Annotated in this window: 14 protein-coding genes; 13 read left to right on the top strand and 1 reads right to left on the bottom strand. The window is 71.1% G+C overall.

The window, feature by feature from the left end; genetic code table 11:
- Position 1: 1 nt before the first annotated feature.
- From ABTY62_RS24615 to ABTY62_RS24555, 13 genes are all read left to right on the top strand, one after another.
- Positions 2 to 1,339 (top strand): cytochrome P450, encoded by a 1,338-nt coding sequence (locus tag ABTY62_RS24615; RefSeq protein ID WP_352131595.1) that lies wholly within the window; start codon positions 2 to 4, stop codon positions 1,337 to 1,339.
- Positions 1,340 to 1,343: 4 nt separating this feature from the next.
- On the top strand, positions 1,344 to 2,714 hold the full coding sequence (locus ABTY62_RS24610; protein WP_352131594.1) for a cytochrome P450: 1,371 nt from the start codon (positions 1,344 to 1,346) through the stop codon (positions 2,712 to 2,714).
- A gap of 101 nt (positions 2,715 to 2,815) precedes the next feature.
- Complete coding sequence (locus ABTY62_RS24605) at positions 2,816 to 5,305, top strand: SpoIIE family protein phosphatase (RefSeq protein WP_352131593.1); 2,490 nt, start codon at positions 2,816 to 2,818, stop codon at positions 5,303 to 5,305.
- A 264-nt stretch (positions 5,306 to 5,569) separates the two neighbouring features.
- On the top strand, positions 5,570 to 7,057 hold the full coding sequence (locus ABTY62_RS24600; RefSeq protein WP_352131592.1) for an aldehyde dehydrogenase: 1,488 nt from the start codon (positions 5,570 to 5,572) through the stop codon (positions 7,055 to 7,057).
- Between the two features lie 77 nt (positions 7,058 to 7,134).
- Positions 7,135 to 8,538, top strand: coding sequence for an MFS transporter (locus ABTY62_RS24595; protein ID WP_352131591.1), 1,404 nt, complete (start codon positions 7,135 to 7,137; stop codon positions 8,536 to 8,538).
- Complete coding sequence (locus ABTY62_RS24590; protein WP_352131590.1) at positions 8,535 to 9,725, top strand: FAD binding domain-containing protein; 1,191 nt, start codon at positions 8,535 to 8,537, stop codon at positions 9,723 to 9,725. Before ABTY62_RS24595 ends, ABTY62_RS24590 begins: the two co-directional genes overlap by 4 nt.
- A 47-nt stretch (positions 9,726 to 9,772) precedes the next feature.
- On the top strand, positions 9,773 to 10,243 hold the full coding sequence (locus ABTY62_RS24585) for a cupin domain-containing protein (RefSeq protein ID WP_352131589.1): 471 nt from the start codon (positions 9,773 to 9,775) through the stop codon (positions 10,241 to 10,243).
- Complete coding sequence (locus tag ABTY62_RS24580) at positions 10,240 to 11,214, top strand: amidohydrolase family protein (protein WP_352131588.1); 975 nt, start codon at positions 10,240 to 10,242, stop codon at positions 11,212 to 11,214. Before ABTY62_RS24585 ends, ABTY62_RS24580 begins: the two co-directional genes overlap by 4 nt.
- A gap of 40 nt (positions 11,215 to 11,254) precedes the next feature.
- Complete coding sequence (locus ABTY62_RS24575; RefSeq protein ID WP_352131587.1) at positions 11,255 to 12,616, top strand: MFS transporter; 1,362 nt, start codon at positions 11,255 to 11,257, stop codon at positions 12,614 to 12,616.
- Between the two features lie 22 nt (positions 12,617 to 12,638).
- Positions 12,639 to 13,334: a VOC family protein gene (locus tag ABTY62_RS24570; RefSeq protein WP_352131586.1), complete on the top strand. Its 696-nt coding sequence runs from the start codon at positions 12,639 to 12,641 to the stop codon at positions 13,332 to 13,334.
- Positions 13,335 to 13,479: 145 nt separating this feature from the next.
- Positions 13,480 to 14,325, top strand: coding sequence for an SAM-dependent methyltransferase (locus tag ABTY62_RS24565; RefSeq protein WP_352131585.1), 846 nt, complete (start codon positions 13,480 to 13,482; stop codon positions 14,323 to 14,325).
- Between the two features lie 169 nt (positions 14,326 to 14,494).
- Positions 14,495 to 16,138 carry a tetratricopeptide repeat protein gene (locus ABTY62_RS24560; protein WP_352131603.1) on the top strand — a complete coding sequence of 548 codons (1,644 nt, stop codon included), beginning with the start codon at positions 14,495 to 14,497 and terminating at the stop codon, positions 16,136 to 16,138.
- A 182-nt stretch (positions 16,139 to 16,320) separates the two neighbouring features.
- A complete protein-coding gene (locus ABTY62_RS24555) occupies positions 16,321 to 17,481 on the top strand; it encodes an alkaline phosphatase PhoX (protein ID WP_311728651.1) in 1,161 nt (386 codons plus the stop codon).
- Here ABTY62_RS24555 and ABTY62_RS24550 read toward each other — a convergent pair.
- Positions 17,447 to 20,068 carry a cation-translocating P-type ATPase gene (locus tag ABTY62_RS24550; RefSeq protein ID WP_352131584.1) on the bottom strand — a complete coding sequence of 874 codons (2,622 nt, stop codon included), beginning with the start codon at positions 20,066 to 20,068 and terminating at the stop codon, positions 17,447 to 17,449. The two genes, ABTY62_RS24555 and ABTY62_RS24550, sit on opposite strands and share 35 nt — an antisense overlap.
- Between the last annotated feature and the right edge of the window lie 43 nt (positions 20,069 to 20,111).

Genomic DNA, 20,111 nt, shown 5'->3' with positions numbered 1-20,111 from the left:
CATGTCGAAGACCTTCACCACCGGCCTCGCGCCCGGAGCGCTTCCTCTGCTGGGCCACGCGCGACAGCTGCGGCGGCGCCCCCTTCGTTTCCTGGAGTCGCTGCCGGACATCGGCGACCTGGTCGAGATCAGACTCGGCCGCGAGCGGGTCTATGTGCCCTGCCACCCCGAGCTGGTGCGACAGGTCCTGACGGACGACCGCACCTTCGACCGTGGCGGCGCGCTTCAGGATCAGTTCTTCGAACTCTTCGGAGAGTGCGTGGCCACGGCCACGCACCACGGCCATCGCAGACAGCGCCGCCTCATCCAGCCCGCGTTCCACCACGACCGGCTCGATGAGTACGCCCCGGTGGTGGAGGCCGACGCCGCGGCACTGCCGGACTCATGGCGCGAGGGGCAGACGTTCGACCTCTTTCCCGTGCTGTACACCTTCACCCTGCGATCCGTGATCCGCATGTTGTTCTCCGACCGGGTGGACGACGCGACGATGGACGAGGTGCACCGCCTGTTCCTCGCGATGACCGGCGGAGTCACACCGCGCCATGGGGTGGCGCGGCTGATCAGCCGGCCCGGCCCGGCGGAGGGGCGCCGGCGCTGGGCCGCCCATCAGCTCCGCGGCACCGTGGACCGAATCGTCACGGACTATCGGCGGGCCGGTGAAACAGGGAAGGACATGCTGTCGGCGCTGCTCGCCGCCCGGGACGAGGACGGTGAGCGGCTGGACGACACCGAGGTCCGCAACCAGGCCATCATCATGCTGGCGGCCGGCAGTCACAGCCCGGCCACCGTGCTGACCTCCGTCTTCTATCTGCTGGCCGAGCACCGGGCGGCCGAGCACCGGCTCCACCGCGAGGTCGACGCCGTGCTGGGCGGGCGCCCTGCTCGCTGGACGGACCTTCCCGACCTGGCCTTCACCGGCCGAGTGATCACCGAGACACTGCGCCTGTACGCGCCCGCCTGGACTATCTTCCGCAAGACCACCAGGGAAGTCCGGCTGGCCGGACGGGACCTGCCGGCCGGAGCCACCGTTCTCGTCGTCCCCCTCATCCCGCACCGCCGCGACGACCTCTTCGAAGACCCCAGGGCCTTCGATCCCGACCGCTGGCGCCCGGAGTGCGATTCGGCCACCCAGCGCGGCGCCTTCAAGGCGTTCGGCGGTGGCGCGCGCAAGTGCGTCGGAGATGTCCTCGGCATGGCCCAGCTCAAGCTCGTCGTGGCCACGATCGCGAGCCGGTGGCGCCTGGAGTGCCTCCCCGACGCGCGCGTCCGCCCCCACGCGGGGGCGGTCGCCCCGCCCCCGCGCTACCTTCCGGTACGGCTGGTCGAGCGGCGGCGGTGACGTCATGACCGACGACAGCCGACACCAGCCGGGGCCGAAAACACCGGTCGGGGATTTCTCGGTGGCGTCCGCGCGGGGCGGGGTTCCGCTGCTGGGACATGCCGCGCAACTGCTGTTCAAGCCGCTGGACTTCTTGGCTTCCCTTCCGGACCAAGGGGACCTGGTGAAGATCAGGATGGGGCCGTGGCCGGTCCATGTGGTCTGCCACCCCGAACTCGTCCACCGCCTCCTGGCCTCGGACCGGTGCTTCGACAAGGGCGGGCCGCTGTACGACAGGCTGCGCGACCTGATCGGCGACGGTCTCGCCTCGTGTCCGTACGCCATCCACCGCCGTCGGCGCAGGCTGGTGCAGCCGGCGTTCCATCACACCCGGCTCCCGCTGTACGCCACGGTGATGACCCGGCAGATCGACGAGACGACGAGCTCCTGGGCCGACGGTCAGGTCCTCGATCTGCGCAACGAGTTGACGGGGCTCGCCACCAGAGTCCTGAGCAGGACGATCTTCACCGCGGACTTCAGCGGCCCGGCGATCGCGGCGCTCATCCCCTACGCCGAGCTGATCACCTCCAAGCTGAGCTGGCGGCTCCTGTGGGACGCGGCGCTCAAGGGGGTACCGACCCCCGGCAAACGCCACTTCACCCGCACCACCGAAGAACTCCGTTCCGCCGTGTACACCATGGCCCGGCGATACCGTGCCAGTGACACCGACCACGGCGATCTGATGTCCATGCTGCTGTCCGCACGCGACGACGACGGCAGCGGGCTCACCGACGCGGAGATCTTCGCCGAGGTCGTGACGATGGTTCTCGCCGGCACCGGTACCGTCCCCAACACCCTCAGCTGGGCATTCCACAGCCTGGCGCAACACCCCGACATCGAAAAACGCCTCCACTCCGAGGTGGACGAGGTGCTCGGTGGCCGATGCGCCACCTGGGACGATCTGCCCGCCCTGCCCCTGACCGGGAGGATCTTCACGGAGGCGATGCGCCACTTCCCGTCGGATTGGCTCGTCACCCGGGTGACCACGGAGGACACCGAAGTCGCCGGGCTCCGTCTCGCCGCCGGAAGCGTCGTCGCCTACTCGGGTCAGGTCGTCCACCGACGCCCCGACGTCTATCCGCAGCCGGATCTCTTCCTCCCCGACCGATGGTTGGACACCGGCCGGAAGCCTCCCCGGGGCGCGTTCCTCTCCTTCGGTGGCGGAGCACGCAAATGCATCGGCGACAAGTTCGGCACCATCGAGGGTGTTCTCGCCCTCTCCACCATCGCGGCACGCTGGCGTCTGGAGCCGGCCCGACCCGGCCGCTCCCGCTCCACCTCATCGTCCAGGAGATCGGCACGGCCCCCGGCGATGCGCCTGGTCGCCCGCGGATGACGCCGGTCCCTGCCCGCGGCACGCCCCCTTGCCGCCATATATTGCAAAAATAAGAACTATCAAGAACAACTACCTCCCTCGCTCCCGGCGGAGGTGAGCGAATGTCCAAGCGGGCCCGCGTGGACGCGGCCGCTGCCAGACTGCGCGTGATCACCACAGCGGGCGACCGTCTGACCGGCACCGACCTGCTGGGCTTCACCCTCGACCACGCGGTGACCGAGTCCGGTGGCCTTGGCGGCATGGTCCATCTGCGCAACCCCGGTGGCCGTGGGCTGCTGCTGGCGGCGGTGCACGGGCTGCTCCGCACGGCCGCCCGGCAGTGGAGGGAGATCGACGAGACGGGCCCCACCGCCCCGGCCCGCGCGGTGGCCCGCGGGGTGCCGATCTGGGAGCCCTGCCGCACCGTCGAGGATCGCACCGGTGTGGCGCTGCCCGGTGGCGGTGGGCTGCTGGCCGTTCCCCTGATCGCCCCCGAGGGGACGGTGGGCGCGCTGTCCGTGCTGGCGGCCACCGCCGAGGGGCCCACGCCGCGGCAGCGCGCGGCCGTCGAAGCGCTCGCCGCGTGGCTCGCGCCGCGTGGCGGCGGACTGACCCCCGCCGCGCCGGACTCGGTGAGCCGGGCGCTGTGGCACATGGGCGACGCGTTTTTCGCGTTGGACAGGGCGTGGCGCATCACGTTCGTCAACGCGGAGGCGGAGCGGCTGCTGGGCGCCTCGCGCTCGCTGCTCGGCCGCACCCTGTGGGACGCCTTCGCGGGTCTGCGCGTCGATCTCGCCGAGCCGGGCCTCCAGACCCGCTGCCGACAGGCCGTCGACAGCGGCGTCCCGGCCAACTTCAAGATGCGCTGGCCCACCAACCAGCGCTGGTACCAGATGCGGCTGGTCCCGGTGCCGGACGGGCTGACGGTCTACGCCGCCGACGTCACCGAAAGCCAGGCCCGGGAGGCGGAACGCGCCGCGGCAGAACGGTCCGCGGCCGCGCGCACCGCCCGGATCACCGAGCTGACCACCGCCCTCGCACAGGCCCTGACCATGCGCGATGTGGTGGCGGCCATCGCGGAGCGGCTGCTGCCGCCGTTCGGCGCCTCGGGTCTGGTCATCCAGCTCATCGAGGGCCAGGCGATACGCATCGCCGGGGCCGTCGGATACCCCCAGGCATTTCTCGACCGGATCGACGGATCCCCCGTCGCCGCCATTTCCCCGGTCGCGGAGGTGTACCACAGCGGGAAACCCGCGTTCATCGGCTCGGTCGAGGAGTACATCGCCCGCTATCCCCTGATGTCCCAGCTCCCCGCCGCCGCCGACAAGGCCTCCTGGGCCTTTCTGCCGCTGATCGTCTCCGGCCGCTGCATCGGCTGCTGCGTCATCTCCTTCGCCGAACGGCGCCACCTCAACGGAGAGGAGCGGGGTCTGCTCACCACGCTCAGCGGGCTGCTGGGACAGGCCATCGAGCGCGCCCGGCTGTACGACACCGAGCACAACCGCGCCAAGGAGCTCCAGCGGGGACTGCTGCCGCGGGCGCTCCCCTCACTGCGCTCCGTGGAGACCGCCGCGCGCTATCTGCCCGCCAGTGAGGGCATCGACGTCGGCGGCGACTGGTACGACGTGATCCCCCTGTCCGGGGCCCGGGTGGCCCTGGTCATCGGGGATGTGATGGGGCACGGCCTGCCGGAGGCGGCCACCATGGGGCGGCTGCGCACCGCCGTGCACACGCTGGCCGATCTGGAGTTCCCGCCCGCCGAACTGCTCACCCGCCTCAACGACCTGGTCAGCGACCTCGGGGAGAGCTTCTACGCCACCTGCCTGTATGCCGTGTACGACCCCGCGCCCGCCACCTGCACCTTCGCCTGCGCCGGACATCCGCCACCGGCCATCGTGCGCCCGGGACAGCCCGTGCGGTTTCCGGACTACTCCCCCGACCCACCGCTGGGCGCCGCCCGGCCACCGTTCGAGACCAGCGAGATCAGCCTCCCGGAGGGGAGCCTGCTGGTGCTGTACACCGACGGTCTGGTGGAGGCCGGCACCCGCGACATCGACCACGGGATGACCCATCTGGCGAGGGCGCTGTCCGGAGCGGTGTCCAGGTCCGGCCTCGGGCCCGGCGGACAGGACGAATCGCTGGAGCATCTGTGCGACGACGTGCTCGCCGAGCTGCTGCCGGACAAACAGCTCACGGACGACGACGCCGCGCTGCTGATCGCCCGCACCCATGCGATCACCTCCGAGGACATCACGACCTGGTTGCTGCCCGAGGGGCCGATCGCCGCGCGCGAGGCCCGCGACCACGTCCGGGACCAGCTGGCCCGCTGGGATCTCGCCGCGCTCACCACAACCGCCGAGCTGCTGGTCAGTGAGCTGGTCGGAAACGCCATCCGGCATGCGAAGGGCCCCATCGGGCTGCGTCTGCTGCGGAGCGAGAAGCTGATCTGCGAGGTCTCCGACGCCAGTCTGACCACCCCCCGGATCCGCCACGCCTCGGACACCGACGAGGGCGGACGCGGGCTCCAGCTGGTGGCGGCCCTCTCCCAGCGCTGGGGCACCCGCTACACCTCCGCCGGGAAATGCATCTGGACCGAGCAGCAGATGCCCTGATCGCGGGGTTCACCGGGGCTCCGGGGGCCGCATGACGGGGGAATGTTTCAGCCGACATAGAAATGCGCTGACTATGTCGGACCGAACATAGAAATGCGTTTTGCCTCGGCCAATACTCGATCGCAGTTCGGTGAACAGCAGCACCGGCCCCGGTTACGCACCCCTACTCCGCGCGTCGCGCGGCTGCCCCGCCGTGCCCGCCGCACCGGACGGACCAGCAGTCCCGCTTCGTTCGAAGCCCGCACCTCGAAGGAGACGAGCAGCTTGCTCTCCCACACCCCTGCCCCGACGCCGAGCGCCGCCGCTCCCCGGCGCGACCGAGCCATCGTCAACCCGGCCACCGGCCAGGTGATCCGCACCGTCGCGGACAACACGGCGGCGGAGGTGGACGAGGCGGTGAGGGCGGCCAGGGCCGCCTTCGAGTCCGGCCCGTGGCCACGCCTGCCGCGCAGCGAACGAGCCAGGCACCTGCTGCGGTGCGCCGACGCGATCGAGGCGAACAGCGAGGTGTTGTTCCAGACGGAGACGCGGAACAACGGCCGTCCCATCAGCGAGACCAGGGCCCAGCTCTCGCGTGTTCCGGAGTGGTTCCGCTACAACGCGGGGCTGCTGGCCGCCCAGCGGGACGCGGTGCTGCCGGGAGACGGCCCGTACCTCACCTACCAGCGCCGTTCGCCGCTCGGAGTGTGCGGCATCATCACCCCGTTCAACCACCCGCTGCTGATTCTGGCCCGCAGCCTGTCCGCTGCGCTGGCCACCGGGAACACGGTGGTGGTCAAGCCCTCCGAGCTGACTCCGCTGACCACGCTCGCGCTGGTCGGCATCCTGCGGGACGCCGGGCTGCCGGAGGGGGTCGTCACCGTGGTGACCGGCGGGCGGGAGGTGGGTGAGCGGCTGACCGGGCATCCGGACATCGCCAAGATCACCCTGACCGGGGGGACCGAGGCGGGACGGGCGGCCGCGGTGGCCACCGCGGCCCGGTTCGCCCGCGTCACGGCCGAGCTCGGCGGCAAGACCCCGATCGTCGTCTTCGACGACATCGATCCGCGGGTGGCCGCCGAGGGAGCGGCGTTCGCGGCCTTCGTGGCGGCCGGGCAGTCCTGTGTCGCCGGCTCGCGTTTCCTCGTCCAGCGGGGCGTCTACGACGCGTTCGTCGAGGCGCTCAGCGCCCGGGCCTCGGCGATCCGGATCGGGGATCCCGCGCGGCCGGGTACCCAGCTCGGCCCGTTGATCAGCGAGGTCCAGCGCGAGAAGGTGCTGCGGCTGATCGCCACCGGTGTCGAGGAAGGCGTCCGCGTCACCGCCGGCGGGGGTGTTCCCGAGCTGCCCGCCGAGCTCGCCGGCGGCTACTACCTGCGGCCCACCGTCCTGGCCGACGCCACCATGTCGATGACCGTCGCGAAGGAGGAGATCTTCGGCCCCGTCGCGGTCGTCGTGCCCTTCGACGACGAGGACGACGCGGTCGCGATGGCGAACGACAACCGGTTCGGTCTCGGCGCCGGCGTCTGGACCCGGGACATCGCGCGCGGCCACCGCGTCGCGGACCGGGTCGTCGCCGGAATGGTGTGGGTGAACGACCACCACCGGCTGGAGCCGTCCCTTCCGTGGGGTGGGGTCAAAGAGTCCGGCACCGGCCGGGACGCCGGCCAGGAGTCCTTCGACGACTTCACCTGGGTCAAGACCGTCGTGGTGCGCACCGCCGCCGACGACGTCGACTGGTACGGGAGCGCCGAGCCCGGCCGCCTCAACTGACCACCGCACACATGGCCTCACCCCCCACTGGTTCTGACACACCACCTCTTCCGCCACGTACAGCGAAGGACCCGCACATGTCGAAATCAGTGACCGGCGGCAGCCCCGACCGGGGTCGGCGTACGGAGATCACCCGGATGCAATGGCTCGTCCTGCTGGGGACGACGCTGGGCTGGGCCCTGGACGGCTTCTCCGGAAGCCTCTACGCCCTGGTCCTCGGCCCGGCCATGACCGAGTTGCTCCCGAACAGCGGCATCCAGGCCGACGCGAGCGGGATCGGGCTGTACGGCGGGCTGACGGTGGCCCTGTTCCTCACCGGCTGGGCGGTCGGCGGGATCCTGTTCGGCGTCCTGGCCGACTACTTCGGACGGGTCCGGGTGCTGTCCGTCGGCGTGGTCACCTACGCGGTGTTCACCGCGCTGGCGGCGGTGACCGACACCTGGTGGCAGCTCGGCGTGCTGCGGTTCATCGCCGGACTCGGCTCGGGCGTCGAGGCGCCCGTGGGGGCCGCGCTGGTGGCCGAGGCGTGGAACAACCGCTACCGGGCGCGTGCCTGCGGTGTGATGATGTCCGGCTACGCCGCCGGGTTCTTCATCGCCGCGCTCGCGTACGAGCTGCTCGGCGACCACGGCTGGCGTCCGATGCTGGGCATCGCCGTGGTCCCCGCCCTCCTGGTCTGGTTCATTCGCCGGTATGTCCCCGATCCCCCGGAGATCAAGGATGTCATCGCGGCGCGCAGGACACGGAAGGCTCGGGGCCAGACCGCCCCGGAGGACCGGTTCGTGCTGCGCCGGCTGCTCGCCCCGCCCTTCCTGAGCCGGACACTCGTCGGTACGGCGCTGGCCACCGGCTCGCTGGTCTCCTTCTGGAGCGTGTCGACCTGGTACCCCCAGATCATCCGTCAGATCGCCGCCGCCGACGACCTGTCCACGGGGACCGCCAACAGCCATGTCGCGGTCGCGTCGATGCTGTTCAACGCGGGCGGCGTCGTCGGCTACGCCTCATGGGGGTTCCTCGCCGACGCGGTCGGGCGGCGCAAGGCGTTCGCCGTCAGCTTCGCGGTGTCCACCCTGGGCGTCGCCTACCTCTTCCCCTTCCACCACGGCTACGGCGAGTTTCTGGCCGCCCTTCCGGTCGTCGGATTCGGCCTGTTCGGGGCGTTGTCCGGGACGTTCGTCTATGGCCCCGAGCTCTTCCCGCCCAGTGTGCGGGCGACCGGTATGGCGCTGTGCAACAGCGTCGGCCGTCTGATCACCGCGGCGGGCCCGCTGGTGGCCGGGGTCATCGCGGCCTCCTGGTTCGGCGGGGATCTGGGGATGGCCACCACCTGCGTCGCGGCGGTCGGCCTGATAGGGGCCGTGGGGCTGGTCTACGCGCCCGAGACCCGCGGGGCGGACCTGCCACGCGATCCCGTTCACCCCGGTCCGGAGCAGGCGCAGGCGCCGGCCGGACCGGCCACAGTCAAGGAGATGCATTCATGAACGCCTACGACGGCGCCACCGCGGCGGTCATCGGCGGGTCGATCGGCGGGCTGACCACCGCGCTGCTGCTGCGCGACCTCGGCTTCTCGGTCGATGTCTTCGAGCGGACCCCCAACGCCCTCGACGGCCGGGGCAGTGGCATCGTGCTCCAGCCGGACACCCTGCGCTGGTTCACCGAGCGCAGCGAGCAGCACCCCGAGGACCTGAGCACCAGCACCGACTGGGTGCAGTACCTGGACACCGACAACTCCGTCGTCCACCGCGAGCGGACGCGGTGGAGCTATACGTCCTGGGGCACGTTCTACCGGGCCCTGCTCGGCGACTTCGGGACGGACCACTACCACCTGGGCGAGTTCGCCTGCGGCTTCGACCAGGACGAACACCGGGTCACCGTCCGCTTTGTGAGCGGCCGCGAGGTGTCCGCGGACCTGGTGGTCTTCGCCGACGGGATCACCTCGGTGGGCCGCGAGCGCCTCGATCCGGCCGCGGCTCTGCGGTACTCGGGCTACATCGGATGGCGCGGCACGGTGCCGGAGCGGGAGCTGTCCGAGGACACCCGTGAGCTGCTTCGGAACTCCATCAGCTACACCGTGGTGCCCCATTCGCACATCACGCTCTACCCGATCCCCGGCGACGGCGGGACCGGCCCGCAGGACCGGCTCATGAACTACGTCTGGTACAGAAATGTGCCCGAGGGCCCGGACCTGTCCGAGCTGCGGATCGACAAACGGGGCATCCCCGGCACGGTGTCGGTGCATCCGGCCCACGTCCAGGACCGTTACGTCGACGAGATGCGGCAGGCCGCGCGCCGGATGCTGTCCCCCGCGGCGGCCGAGGTCGTGACGTCGACGGCCACTCCGTACGTCCAGGTCGTCACCGACGTACGCGCGTCCCGGATGGCCAAGGGCCGGGTGGCCCTGATCGGGGACGCGGCCTGCGCCGCTCGACCGCACGCGGCGGCGGGCACCGCGAAGGCGGCGGCCGACGCCTGGGCGCTGAGCGCCGCGCTCGAAAAGGCGGCGGGTGACATCGGCGCCGCGCTGCGCGCCTGGGAGCCGGCCCAGCTGGAACTCAGCGCCCGACTGCTCGACCGGGTGGTCGACATGGGGAATCGGTCCCAGTTCGCCAACACCTGGACACCCGGCGACCCCAGCCTGCGGTTCGGCCTCTACGGCCCCGGGCTCTGACACCACCCGACGTACACCGAGACCCCCTGATGAAAGACGGAGGAACGATGACCGACAACAGTTTTCTCACCGACCTGCCCCTGGCGGGCAAGCTCGTCGCCACCGGGTTCGACCGATGGTCACCGGCCCTGCGGGAAGAGTTCGAGACCCACTCCCACGACGGCCGGGTCGGCTCACGGCTGCTGAGCGAGACAGCACGGGTGCGCGTGTGGGAGATCCGGCTCGCCCCCGGCGAGCGCTGGCACGCCCACCGGCATGTCCTCGACTACTTCTGGACCGCGGTGAACGCGGGAAGCAGCCGCCAGCACACCCACGACGGAACCGTCCGTGAGGTCTCCTACTCCGCCGGGGAGACCCGCCACTTCACCTTCGGCCCGGGCGAATACCTGCTGCACGACATCGAGAACATCGGCGAGGGCGAGCTGGTGTTCACCACCGTCGAACACCTCGACAGCGCCAACCCGCCCCTGGACATCCACGGCGACGGCTCGGACCAGCGGCAGGAGGGCCAGGCATGATCAGCGCTCCGCTCGCCGATGGGGTGATCGACGTCCACTCCCACTGGCTGCCCGCCGAACTGTTCGACCTTCCCCCGGGCGCCCCGTACGGGCCGATGCGGGACCGCGACGGCGAACTCTGTCTCGGGGACATCCCGCTGTCCATCCCGACGCGGGCGATGAGCGACATTCCCGCGATCCTCGCGGACATGCGCGCCGCGGGCGTGGGCGTGCGGGTCCTGTCCGCGCCGCCGTTCGCCTTCCCGGTCCAGGGCACGGCCGGGGCGGCCTCGTATGTGGCGGCGTTCAACGACGCGCTCTCCGCCGTGGTCTCCGAGGCCGGCGGCAGGCTGGTGGGGCTCGGGCTGGTCAGCCTCGACGACCCCGAGCGGGCCCGCGACCAGCTCGAGCGGCTGGCGCGGACCGACGGCATGGCCGGAGTGGCGATACCGCCCCTGCTCGGCGGCCGGTCCCTGGACCAGGACCCGCTGCGCGGCATCCTGACCGACGCCGAGGACCTCGGCCTCGCCGTGCTCGTCCACCCGATGCAGCTCCCACGGCCCGAGTGGACGGACCACTACCTCGCCAACCTCATCGGCAACCCGGTCGAGAGCGCCACCGCCGTCGCCTCACTGATCCTGGGGGGCGTCAAGGAGCGGCTGCCACGGCTGAGGATCTGCTTCGTCCACGGCGGGGGATGCGCGCCGGGGCTGCTCGGCCGCTGGACGCACGGCTGGCACACCCGGGCCGATGTGCGCCGCCACTCGACCCGGCCGCCGGACGAGGTGTTCGGCGAGCTCTTCTTCGACACCGTCACCCACGATCCCGAGCTCCTGCGGCTGTTGACCGCGCACGCCTCCAAGGCCGGGGTCGTCTGCGGCAGCGACTATCCCTTCGACATGGCCCAGCGGGACCCGGTCCGCTTCGCCACCACCCACGGACCGGACGCCGAGGCACTCATCTCCAACGCCCGTGCCTTCCTCGGACTGTGATGGCGCCTCGCCACCTCTGCGCAACCGAAAGAGATCCACAGTGAACGACTCCTCCGTGATCGAGCGCCAGGCCGTCAGAAAGGCCGCCAGACGGCTGGCCCCGCTGATCCTCCTCCTGTACACAGCGGGCTATCTGGACCGGGTCAACCTCGGCACGGCCGCACTCACGATGAACTCGGATCTCGGCATCAGCGCCGCCTCCTTCGGCTTCGCCACCGGGATCTTCTCCGCGGGCTACATCGCCCTCCAGATCCCCAGCAATCTGGCGCTCAACCGGCTGGGCCCGCGGCGCTGGCTCGGTCTCCTCACGATGTCCTGGGGGATCGTCGCCATGCTGACGAGCCTGGTCCAGGGCGAGACGAGCCTGATCGTCGTCCGGATCGTCCTGGGCGCCGTCGAGGCGGGGATGCTCCCCGGAATGTTCTTGTACCTGACGATCTGGTTTCCGCCGCGGATGCGCGGGCGGATCACCGCGCTGGTCTGTCTGCCGTTCTACGCGATTCTCGGCACCCCGCTCTCCGCGTTCATCATGCAGTACGCCGACGGCCTGGCCGACCTGGCCGGATGGCGGTGGATGTTCCTTCTGGAGGGAGCCCCCACGGTCGTCATCGGCCTGGTGCTGCTGAAGTTCCTCACCGACTCCCCGGCGACCGCCACCTGGCTGTCGGAGGAGGAGCGGACGGCTCTGCTGCGGGTCACCTCGGCGGAGGAGTCCGTGGAGAAGCCGAAGATCCGCGCGCGTGACATCCTCCACCACATCCGCGACGCGCGCCTGGTCACCCTCGCGCTGGGCGTCAGCCTCCTGTGGGTCGGCTTCGTCGCCATCACCTCGTTCCTGCCGCTGATCGTCGCGGGCTTCGCCGAGCACGCCGGCTCGAAGCTGAGCCTGATCCAGACCGGGCTGCTGTCGGGCTTCGTCTACGTCCCCGCGACGCTCGTCGCCCTCGTGTGGGTCTCCAGCTCGGACCGGCGCAACGAGCGCGTGTGGCACGTGGCCTCGGGGGCGCTGCTGGCGGCGGTCGGCACCGTGGTGGCGGTCACCACCTCCGGTCTGTGGCCGACCCTGCTCGGCACGATCCTGCTCACCTCCGGCATCTACGCCGCCCTCTTCCTGATCTGGCAGATTCCGGTCGCGCACCTGTCGGGCCCGGTCGCCATGTCGGTCGGCATCGCCCTGACCACGATGCTCGGCAACGTCGGCAGCTTCATGGCGCCGTACATCGTGGGCTGGCTGCGCGACGCGACCGGAAACTTCGACAGCGGCCTGTACTTCATCGCGGTGTCGCTCATCGCCTGCGCGGTCGTCACCGTGGCCGGCAACCGCATCCGGCCCAGGCCCTCGGACCACGGCCGGTCCACCACCACCCACCACGACGGCGCCGAAGAGATCGCCGCTCACTGATCATCCATCGAGGACGGACACCATGCTTCACATCGACCACATCTCCCTCGGCGCCCGCAACATCTACGAGGGCACCGAACGACTCTGCGAGGAGACCGGGTTCGGGCAGTACGAGGGCGGCTGGTTTCCGCATCTCGGCATCGCCAACCGCATCGTGCCGCTGGGCCCGGCCCAGTACATCGAGGTGGAGAGCGTCATCGACGCGTACTCCCCGCAGACCAACCCCAACGCCCGCTGGTTCTACGACCAGATCGAAGGTGGGGACGTCTTCATCGGCTGGTGCCTGCGCGTCGACACGCGCGACGAATTGGAGGAGCTGGCCAAGCACTTCGGCACCGACGTCATCGACAAGCCGCTGCGCAAGCGGACGGACGGCATCCAGCGCAACGCGATCCGCGTCCCCGAGACGATCCCCTGCTGGCAGCGGGGGGTGCCCAATGTCTTCCTCATCGAGGACCTCGCCGACCACCCGGCCGCGCAGCCGCGTTCCGAGGAGAGGACCGCACCCCAGGGCATCACCTGGATGGAGGTCGGCGGCACCGAGGAGGACATGCGCTCCTGGCTGGGCGACGGCGCCACCGACCTTCCGCTGAAGTACAACGGCGAGCGTCCCGGTCTGTACGCCGTGGCCGTCGCCACGGACCGGGGCGAGGTGGTCATCCGCCGCACGGCCGTCACCCGGACCGGGGTGCCGCGCGACGGAGCCGCATCTCGATGACATGGAACCCGTACCGGCCGGCGGCGGGGCTGAACAACTGGAGTCACTAGGGGGGTCTCCGGCCGCTCCGGAATCCCTAGGGTGGTCGCGTCACGGCGGCAGCGGCCGTCCGCACGGGCGCCCCTGACCTGGAGGGATTCGCACCATGACCACCGCATCGCAGGAAATCTCCCCCGACCATGTGGCGGACTACTACAACCGCCTCACCGACCTGTTCGGTGAGGCGGCGGGTGGAAACCTCCACTTCGGCTACTGGCCGCACCCGCACGACGGGAGCCCCCTCGGGGTCGCCGCCGACCGGCTGACCGACCATCTCATCGGCAAGCTCGGCGACATCGCCGGCCGCCGGGTCCTGGACGTCGGCTGCGGCTCCGGCAAGCCGGCCGTACGGCTGGCGCTCAGCGCGCCGGTCGAGGTCGTCGGCGTCACCGTCAGCCCCGTGCAGGTCGAGCGGGCGACGGCGCTCGCCGAGCGGGAGGGGGTCGCCGACCGGGTGCGTTTCGTCTGCGCCGACGCCATGACACTGCCGTTCCCCGACGCCTCGTTCGATGCTGTGTGGGCGCTGGAGTGCATGTTCCACATGCCCAGCCCGGCGCAGGTGCTGGGGGAGATCGCGCGGGTGCTCCGCCCGGGCGGACGGCTCGCCGTCATGGACGTCGTGCTGCGGGAGCCGGTCGCGGCGCGGGACCACGACGCCGTTCAGCGCGGCCGTTCGATGTTCGCGGTCCCGGCCCATATCGAACTGGCGGAGTACCCCCGGCTGATCCTCGGCGCGGGCCTGCGCCTGGAAGAGCTGGCCGACCTGGGAGACGACATCGTCCGCCCGTCCATGGAAGCCCTGGGCCATGCCGTCTCCGCCAAACCCGCCGACTTCGCGGCGGCGTTCGGCGTCGACGCCGAGCGGTTCGACACGGTCGTGGCGGAGTGGGCACAGATCACCGCGGCGATGGACCTCGGCTATGCGATCCTGAGCGCCAGGCGCCCCGAGTGAGCGCCTACAAGCGCATTCCAACGCGCGAGCATTGACGCACACCGCGAGAGGGTCTTCGGGATGCTACGGTGCCAACTCCGCGCGATCTTTTGAATTCACGCCCGGCACCACAAAAGGCTCGCCCGCATCAGGCGCGAGGGCGACGACGAGTTCCCGAACGGCACAGCTGATGGACTATTTCGACCTGGGGACCTTCTCCCGGCCCGTCTCGACGCGTTCACCCGAAGCGCAGATCTGGTTCGACCGCGGCATGGTGTGGACGTATGCGTTCAATCACGAGGAGGCCGTGGTCTGCTTCGAGGCCGCCGCGGCCGCGGACCCTGACTGCGCCATGGCCCACTGGGGTGTCGCGTACGCGCTGGGGCCCAATTACAACAAGCCCTGGGATTTCTTCGACGAGGCGGATCTGGAGCGGACGGTCCGCCGGACACACGCCGCGGTGGAGCGGGCCCACGCGACGTCAGCAGGGGCGACGGCCACCGAGCGGGCGCTGGTCGAAGCCCTGCGCGCCCGTTATCCGCAGTCGCACGCGGTGGCGGACTGCTCGGTCTGGAACGCGTCGTACGCCGACGCCATGCGCGCGGTGTACGCGCTGGCGTCCGACGACCTCGATGTCGCCACCCTCTATGCCGACGCGCTGATGAACCTCACTCCGTGGAAGTTGTGGGACCTGCGCACCGGGAAGCCCGCCGCGGAGGCGCGGACGGTCGAGGCCGAGACCGTGCTCAACCGGGCGCTGCTGAGCGACGCCGGCGCCGGTCATCCCGGCGTTCTCCATATGTATATCCATCTGATGGAGATGTCACCGACTCCCGAAAAGGCGCTCGTGGTCGCCGACCAATTGCGCGGGCTGGTTCCCGACGCGGGCCATCTGCATCACATGCCGTCACATCTCGATGTTCTCTGCGGCGATTACCGGCACGTCGTGGAGGTCAACACGGATGCCATCGCGGCCGACGAGAAATATCTGCGGCATGCGGGCGCGATGAACTTCTACACGCTTTACCGCTGCCACAACTATCACTTCAAGATCTACGGTGCGATGTTCCTCGGGCGGTACAGGACAGCGCTCGACACCGCGGCCCGGCTGGAGGCGTCGATCCCCGAGGAGCTGCTGCGGGTCGAAAGCCCGCCCATGGCCGACTGGCTCGAGGGCTTCCTCGCCATGCGGGTGCACGTGCTCATCCGTTTCGGCCGTTGGGAGGACATCCTCGCGCTGCCGTCGCCGACCGATCGTCAGCTCTACTGCGTCACGGCCGCGATGCTGCACTATGCCCGGGGCGTGGCGTACTCGGCCACGGGGATGGTCCGGCAGGCCGAAGCCGAACGTGAGTCCTTCGTGGCCGCGGTCGAGCGTGTTCCGGAGAGCCGGATGCTGTTCAACAACACCTGCCGGGACATTCTCGCGATCGCGTCGGCGATGCTCGACGGCGAACTCCACTACCGAAAGGGCGAGTACGACGCGGCCTTCGCGTCGCTCGCCCGATCGATCGGCCTCGACGACAACCTCCCGTACGACGAGCCTTGGGGCTGGATGCAACCGACCCGTCACGCATACGGCGCGCTGCTTCTCGAGCGTGGCCGGGTCGAGGAGGCGGAGGCCGTGTACCAGGCGGATCTCGGGCTCGACGACACGCTCCCGAGAGCCTCTCAACACCCCGGGAACGTATGGTCGCTGCGTGGGTACCACGCATGCCTGGTGCGGCTCGGCAAGGTGGCGGAGGCGGGGATCGTGGCCCGGCAACTGACCGTCGCCGCCGCGCTCGCCGACGTTCCGATCGCCACGTCCTGCTTCTGCGCCGGCGGTCGCTGAGCGGCGCCGACGCGAAGGATCTGCACCGGCGCCGTCGGCTGGGTCGATCACTTTCAGCCGTTGTGTCACACCTCACGACCCCTTCATCGGTCGTCTATTGACAGTCAATCTCTTCTCCCTAGGGTCCGTGAGCGCGGCCCGCCGCCGGCCGGTGGCGGGTGAACACACCCCCGGGAGTGAGTGTGGAACGTCGTACCTTCCTGCGCGGAGCCGTCATCGGCACCTCGGCCGCGGCCTTCGGCGGCACCCTGATGCGCGGCGCCGCCTACGCGGCCCCGGCCCAGAACGGCCCCAGCCCCTACGGAGCGCTGGGCGCCGCCGACGCGAACGGCATCCTGCTGCCGGGCGGCTTCACCAGCAGAGTCATCGCCCGTTCCGGAAAGGCCGTCTCCGGCACCTCCTACGCCTGGCACAACGCCCCTGACGGCGGCGCCTGCTTCGCGGACGGCACGGGCTGGATCTACGTCTCGAACTCGGAGATCAGCACCGGTGGCGGCGCGAGCGCCGTGAAGTTCGACTCCTCCGGAGCCATCACCGGCGCCTACCGCATCCTGTCCAACACGCGGAACAACTGCGCGGGCGGCGCCACCCCCTGGCAGACCTGGCTGTCCTGTGAGGAGGTCAGCCGCGGCTATGTCTACGAGACGGACCCGTGGGGCGTGAACGCCGCCACGCGGCGCGCCGCCATGGGCCAGTTCAAGCACGAGGCGGCGGCCGCGGACCCGGTGCGCAAGGTGGTCTACATGACCGAGGACGAGACGGACGGCTGCTTCTACCGGTTCATACCGACCACCTGGGGCAATCTCTCCTCGGGCACCCTTCAGGTGCTGGTCGCGGGCAGCGGCGCCGCCGGGTCGTTCAGCTGGACGAACGTGCCCGACCCCGACGGCTCTCCCACGTACACCCGTGACCAGGTCTCGGGCGCCAAGATCTTCAACGGCGGCGAGGGCTGCCACTACGCCAATGACACCGTCTGGTTCACCACCAAGGGCGACAACCGCGTCTGGCGGCTCAACCTGACCGACAGCACCTACGAGCTGGCTTACGACGACTCCCTGGTCAACCCCGGCTCCGCCCCGCTGACCGGCGTGGACAATGTCACCGGCTCGTCCTCCGGCGACCTGTTCGTCGCCGAGGACGGCGGCAACATGGAGATCTGCATGATCACGCCGGACGAGATCGTCGCGCCGTTCCTGCGCATCAACGGCCAGTCCGGCTCGGAGATCACCGGCCCGGCCTTCTCCCCCGACGGCACCCGGCTGTACTTCTCCAGCCAGCGCGGCACGAGCGGCAGTTCCGCGGACGGCATCACGTACGAGGTGACCGGGCCCTTCCGTCGCTGACGCGGCGCCGTCGGGCCGGGACTGACGCGGGACCCGCGCGTGGCGGGCGCTCGGGGAAGAGACTCCGCTGTGCCCGCATGACGACGTGTCCCAGGCCGGAGAGCGCGCAGGCGATGGCGAGGTCGAGGGGCGGCAGTGGTTCGGTGCCCAACAGGGCGCGCAGGGGCGGCAGATAGACGCCCGCCGCCTGGAGGGCCAGTGCCGCTCCCACGGCGACCAGCAGGAACGGGTTGGAGAGACTGCCCGGACGGGCGCGGGAGCCCGCGGCGACACCGAGTTGGGTGGCGCCGAGCACCAGGAACATCAGGGACTGCCACGGTCGGCCGGTCTCCCGCGCCCACACCCCCGCCACCAGGGTGACACCGGCGACGAAGGCCCCCATGGCGAGGAGGCGGGGCCAGAGCCCGGCGCCCAGCACACTCTCCTCGGGCGGCCTGGGCGGGTGGCGCATGACGCCCGGGGCCACGGGTTCCGCTCCGAGCGCCACCCCGGGGAGGCCGTGGGTGAGCAGGTTGATCCACAGGATCTGGGCGGGGAGCAGGGGCAGGGGCATCCCGAGGAAGGGGCCGAGGAGCATGACCAGGATCTCCGCGGTGCCTCCGGCGAGGGCGTACAGCAGAAACCGCCGCACATTGGCGTAGACGCGACGGCCCTCCTCGACAGCGGCGACGACGGTGGCCAGGTTGTCGTCGGCGAGCACGAGGTCGGCCGCTTGGCGGGCGACCTCGGTGCCGCGCTCTCCCATGGCCACGCCGATGTCCGCCCGGCGCAGGGCGGGCCCGTCGTTGACGCCGTCGCCGGTCATCGCCACCACATGGCCCGACGTGCGCCACGCCTGGACGATGTCCAGCTTCTGCTCGGGCGTGGTCCGGGCGTAGACGCGCAGCGAGGTGGGCTCGCCCGCGGTGCCCCGGCGGAGGCGTTCGCCCGTGGTGACCTCGTCCGGCCGGGCCACGATGCCCGAGCGCGCCGCCACCGCGCGTGCGGTGAGCGGGTGGTCGCCGGTGATCAGGACGGGGGTGATCCCGGCGTGTTCGCAGGCGGCGATGGTCGTCCGGGAGGTGTCGCGGGGCGGGTCGAGGATGCCGACGAGCCCGAGCAGCGACAGGCCCGTCTCCCAGGTGTCGGGGCTCCGGGCGCGTGCTTCGTCGTGGTCGGACGAGGCCACGGCGAGGACCCGGTATCCGCCGCGGGCCAGCTCCTCGGCTTGCGCCGCGGCCTGGGAGAGAGTGTCCGGAGGGCCGGCGAGGACCGTGGGGCCGAGCATGGCCTCGGGCGCTCCCTTGCACACGACGCGCAGTCCGCCACCTGGTGTGCGGTGCACCGTCGTCATGCGCTTGCGCGCGCTGTCGAAGGGGATCTCGTCGACCCGTGGGAGTCCGCGATCCAGCGCGCCGCGGTCCACCCCCAGTCTGGCTCCGGCCGTGAGCAGCGCGGCCTCGGTGGGGTCGCCCATCGCGCGCCACGGCGTGTCGCCGTCCGGCGGTGGTTCCAGCGCGGCGTCGTTGCACAGCATCGAGGCGCGCAGCAGGGCGGCCAGGTCGGGGGCGTCGTCCGCGGTCACGGTCCGCCCGCCGCGCGTGACGCGGCCTTCGGGGTCGTAGCCGACGCCCGTGACCGTGGCCTCGCCCTGTGGCGTCCACAGCTTCTCGGCGGCCATCCGCCCCTCGGTCAGGGTGCCGGTCTTGTCGGTGGCGAGCACCGTGACCGATCCCAGGGTCTCCACCGCGGGCAGCCGGCGGACGATGGCGTGCCGGTCCGCCATCCGCCGGGCTCCCAGCGCGAGGGCGAGGGTGACCACGGCGGGCAGCGACTCGGGTACGGCCGCCACGGCGAGGCTGATCGCGGCCACCACCATCAGCTCCACCGGCTGTCCGCGCGCCAGCCCCAGGGCGAGCACCACCGCGCACAGCGCGACGATGACGGCCGCCAGCACCCGGCCGAACCGGGCCAGCCTGCGCTGGAGCGGGGTCAGGCCGGACGCGGCTCCCATCAGTGCGGCGATCCGGCCGAGCGCGCTGTGCGGCCCGGTGCCGGTGATCAGGACGCGTCCGCGGCCGCGGACGACCACCGTGCCCGCCGACACCGTACGGAGCGACCGGTCCTCGCCGGCCGCCTTCTCCACCGGGACCGACTCGCCCGTCAGCGCCGACTCGTCCACCAGGAGCAGCGCCGCGTCGCACACCTCGCCGTCCGCGGGCACGATGTCGCCCTCGGCCAGCAGGACCAGGTCCCCCGGCACCACATCGGCGGCCGGTACGGAACACTCCGCGCCGCCGCGCACCACGCGGGCGACCGGGGCGCTCAGCGCCGAGAGGGCCGCCACGGCCCGCTCCGCCCGTACCTCCTGGACGACGCCGACCACGGTGTTCACCGTGATCACGAGCAGGATCACCGCGGCGTCGGGGAGGTCTCGGGTGGCGAGGGTCAGCACGGCGGCCACGAGGAGCACCACGATCAGCGGGTCGCGCAGCTGCTGGAGCACACGGCGCCACACGGGGGTGCGCCGTTCCCGGGCGACGACGTTGGCCCCGTACTCCGCCAGCCGTCGTGCCGCCTCCTCCCGCGACAGCCCAGGGGCGGTCATGCCTTCATCGTGGTGTCGGTGCCGCCCGGCCGCATCCGCTGCG

This window comes from Streptomyces sp. NPDC097640 (assembly GCF_040302705.1).
In the GTDB taxonomy this organism is placed as follows: domain Bacteria; phylum Actinomycetota; class Actinomycetes; order Streptomycetales; family Streptomycetaceae; genus Streptomyces.
The sequence above is the reverse complement of the archived record's forward strand: the minus strand, read 5'-3'. Positions and strand labels throughout refer to the sequence as shown.